The sequence below is a fragment of the Halorubrum sp. CBA1125 genome (assembly GCF_009742825.1).
GTDB lineage: Archaea > Halobacteriota > Halobacteria > Halobacteriales > Haloferacaceae > Halorubrum.
The window spans coordinates 1-2,828 of the sequence record NZ_WPCE01000271.1; the positions used below are offsets into that span (position 1 = coordinate 1).

4 protein-coding genes are annotated in these 2,828 nt (G+C 67.7%); all 4 read right to left on the minus strand.

Annotation, left to right across the window (positions count from 1 at the left end; all coding sequences use genetic code 11):
• Nucleotides 1-1,276 (minus strand): hypothetical protein (locus GJ633_RS15485; protein WP_156589506.1); only part of this gene is annotated, 1,276 nt, incomplete at its 3' end.
• A gap of 397 nt (nt 1,277-1,673) precedes the next feature.
• The gene (locus GJ633_RS15490) at nt 1,674-1,973 is read right to left on the minus strand and encodes a type II toxin-antitoxin system RelE/ParE family toxin (protein WP_321169123.1); all 300 of its coding nucleotides are present in this window, start codon (nt 1,971-1,973) and stop codon (nt 1,674-1,676) included.
• Nucleotides 1,974-1,976: 3 nt separating this feature from the next.
• Complete coding sequence (locus tag GJ633_RS15495) at nt 1,977-2,252, minus strand: ribbon-helix-helix domain-containing protein (RefSeq protein WP_156589507.1); 276 nt, start codon at nt 2,250-2,252, stop codon at nt 1,977-1,979.
• A 236-nt stretch (nt 2,253-2,488) separates the two neighbouring features.
• Complete coding sequence (locus GJ633_RS18325) at nt 2,489-2,656, minus strand: PGF-CTERM sorting domain-containing protein (protein WP_321169124.1); 168 nt, start codon at nt 2,654-2,656, stop codon at nt 2,489-2,491.
• Nucleotides 2,657-2,828 lie beyond the last annotated feature (172 nt).

The window sequence follows — 2,828 nt, forward strand, 5'->3', positions numbered from 1 at the left end:
CGACGACGTACCGGCCGGGCGCGAGCGCGTCCGTATCGGCGTCCGCGACGAGGTGTCCGGCCGCCTCGTCGTAGGCCACGTCGAGCGGGGCCAGCGGCGCGGTCGGCGCCGCCTCGCGCTCGACCGACTCGATCCGGAGGTCGACGCCGTAGCCGAGCGTCCCCTGGCCGGCGGGCCCGTAGAGCACCGTCCCGCGCTCGTAGTGGGTCACGCCCTCTCCGTGCAGGGTGACGGTGACGTCCTGCGAGCCGTTCGCGTCCGGGTTCCGCACGGCGTACGAGGCGAGGAGGGTGTCGTTCGTCCCGACCTCGATCGGGCGGTCGAAGGTGACCGTCACCCGCCCGTCCGTGCTCGTCCGAAGGTTCTGGACCGCGATCTGCGCGGAGCGGTCGACGTAGCCGTCGCCGGTCGTGTCGACGCCGAGCGTCTCGATGTCATCGCGAGAGAGCTGGTGGACGTCCGCGGGCGGGACGCCGTCGTCGACGCCGTAGTCGATCGTCATCGAGCGCACTCCGATGGACTCGTCGGGGGAGGTCGCCATCGCGTGGACGGTCCGCGCCGTCGGCGCGCTGTCCGTCGGGTACACGAGGTTGCGCGCCGGCGGGTCGGACGCGACGACGCCGCCGAGCCCCGGAACGGCGAACCGCGTCCGGAGCTGGTCTCCGGCAGCGGCCGTCGGCACGTCGTCGTCGGCCGCGGTCCCGGTACCGTCGTCAGTCGCGGCCGCGTCGTCGGCGTCGCCCGTCCGGTTCGCGGCCGTGTCGGCCGCCGGCAGCGACGCGCCCGGTGCCACGACGCTGGTGCTGCTCCCGCCGGGCTCCGCGGACGCTTCCACGCGGAGCACGGACGCGACGCTCGTCTCGGCGGTGGAGACGATCAGGTTGTAGCGGCCGGTGTCGAGCACGTCCCCGGTGTCCTCTCGCGAGGAGGAGACCAGCTCGACTTCGTCAGCGTCGTCCGCGGGCGTGAACCCGGGCTCGGGCTCGTCGCCGGCGGCTCGGAGGGTGTTGAGGCGGACGCGAACGGTGCCGTCGCCGTTCCCGTCGCGCACGCGGAGCGTGGCGCTGTAGTGCTGGTCGGCCGAGCGCACGCGGAGCGAGGCGGCCTCCGTGTTGCGCAGCTGGACGTCGACGGTGGCGACGTCGCCCTGGGTGACCGTGGTCTGATAGTCGCCGAACCCCACCGCGGGGCCCGACTGCGCCGCGGCGGGGGCGGCGACGGCCCCGACGAGGCAGGCGGCCGTCAGCGCCGCGACGAGGGCGAGACGTGTGTTCATGCGGTTACCGTCTACCGTTGTGGCGGGTAAATACTTTCTGTGGCGCGGTCGCCCGCGAGCGACGGGCGAGACGGCCCGAATCACGGGAAAGCGGTGCGTTCGAGAGCGGCGTCGGCGACGGAACGACGAACCACGCGTGCGAGGATCTATGGCGCCGCAGTCGACGCGCCAGTCGTTTCCGGATCGAAGGGAAGCGTGACGAGTCGTGTCGTGAGAAAGTGCCAAAAGAGGTATGACACAGATGGAGTCACAAGTGCACGCGACGCCTTCGAGGCGGCGATGGAACTCGACACGACCGGCGTCTTTCAAGACGAGTGATGGCGGGCGAGGAGGTGCGCCATCCGGTTATCGTCGACATAGAGACACGAAACGCTTCGTTTCCTGCGTCAGTCGTTCTCTATTCCTCGTCTCGCCACGATCCCCAGACCTCGCGGTACTTCCCGAGTTCGCGGTACTCTTTCTTCCGCTCGAACGCGTCGATAGCGTAGAGTACCTCGTTGTCTTTGTCCCAATCGATCAACACGCGAAAGTCACCGACTCGAAGCTTGTAGCCGGGATGGTTCTTCAGCCGGTCGAGAAAGTGGTCCGGGAAGTCGCCGATCTCCTCCAGCTTGTCGACGATCCGCTTCGCGTCCGCCGTTTCGAACTGGTCCAACGTTTCGACCAGGGTTTCCGTCAGGACGACGTCGTGGGCCACCGGTCAGGCCTCATCCTCGTCGATCCCGAGGCGGTCTCTGGCCTCGTCCGTGGACATCGTCCGTCCCGCCGCAACGTCGGCGTAGCCCTGCGAGACGCCCTCCTGTGCGCCGGGTGTCAGCACCGGTTCCGTGGTGTCGCGCAGCACCGCACGAACGAGCTCCGACCGGTTGGTGTAGTGTAACTCCTCGGCCAGTTCGTCCAGTTCGTCCAGCAGTCGCTTCGGGACCTTGACGTTCAATTTGACCATGTCGCCGTCGTCACCGGCGTCCGTGCTCATACGTCGTGGTACGTGAGTGGTACTGTTAGAACTGTCGCTCGCTCGTCGTTGTTTCTCCACTAATTGCCGCGATCTGACGCCGGCGATAGAGAGATTCCGGAGAAACGGTCGGTCGTACCGTACCGAGTCGGTGACGCTGATCGCAGCCACAGCTCTCGGAGCGTGGCGACGCGCGCAAAAAATGAAACCGCGAATGCGTGGGGCCGAGCGGGGAACCGCTCGGTGGTTAGTGGACGTTAGTTGTCGCGGCGGGTCGCGAGGAGCGCGGCCGCGATGAGCGCGACGAGGGCGACGAGGGCACCGAAGCCGGGCGTTCCGTCGTCGGTTTCGCCGTCTTCGCCGTCTTCACCGTCCTGGCCATCCTGGCCGTCTTCACCGTCTTCACCGTCTTTCACCGTCTTCACCGTCTTCGCCGTCGGACGGTTCTTCGCGTTCTTCGACGATTTCGACCTCGGCGCGGTCCCGTGTTCGTACCGTCGTCGGATTCGACGACGTACGAGCCGGTCTCGAGGTCGGAGGTGTCGATCGTGGCGCTCCACTGACCGTCAGTATCCCACTGGTCAGTGCTGGAGATCT